This window comes from Mesorhizobium sp. M0208, from assembly GCF_040322015.1.
Lineage (GTDB): Bacteria > Pseudomonadota > Alphaproteobacteria > Rhizobiales > Rhizobiaceae > Mesorhizobium.
This window is the reverse complement of sequence record NZ_JAMYSP010000120.1, coordinates 1-833: the sequence shown is the minus strand read 5'-3', so window position 1 is coordinate 833 and position 833 is coordinate 1. Positions and strand designations below refer to the sequence as shown.

Here is an 833-nt window from a genome sequence, read left to right as displayed (position 1 = left end):
CGTCACCTCGGTCAGGAAGGGCGACCATGTCATCCCGCTCTATACGCCGGAATGCCGGCAGTGCCCGTCCTGCCTGTCGCGCAAGACCAATCTGTGCACCGCCATCCGCGCCACGCAGGGACAGGGCCTGATGCCCGACGGCACCTCGCGCTTCTCGATCGGCAAGGACAGGCTGTTCCACTATATGGGCTGCTCGACCTTTTCCAACCTCACCGTGCTGCCCGAGATCGCGGTGGCCAAGGTCAATGCCGACGCGCCGTTCGACAAGATCTGCTACATCGGCTGCGGCGTCACCACCGGCATCGGTGCTGTGATCAACACCGCCAAGGTCGAGCAAGGCGCGACGGCGGTCGTCTTCGGCCTCGGCGGCATCGGCCTCAACGTCATCCAGGGATTGCGGCTTGCCGGCGCCGACATGATCATCGGCGTCGACCTGAACAACGACAGACGAGAATGGGGCGAGAAATTCGGCATGACGCATTTCGTCAATCCGAAGGAGATCGACGGCGATGTCGTGGCCCATCTCGTCAACATGACCAAGCGCGGCGCCGACCAGATCGGCGGCGCCGACTACACGTTCGACTGCACCGGCAACACGAAAGTCATGCGCCAGGCGCTTGAATCATCGCACCGCGGCTGGGGCAAGTCGGTCATCATCGGCGTTGCCGGCGCCGGCCAGGAGATCTCGACGCGGCCGTTCCAGCTGGTCACCGGCCGCACCTGGATGGGCACCGCCTTCGGCGGCGCGCGCGGCCGCACCGACGTGCCGAAGATCGTCGACTGGTACATGGCCGGCAAGATCGAGATCGATCCGATGATCACCCACACGCTGA

The 833-nt window shown here is 64.7% G+C and carries 1 protein-coding gene; it reads left to right on the top strand.

The features are described from left to right. A partial coding sequence (locus NKJ17_RS33905; RefSeq protein WP_352692066.1) for a zinc-binding dehydrogenase occupies positions 1-833 on the top strand: 833 nt, incomplete at both ends.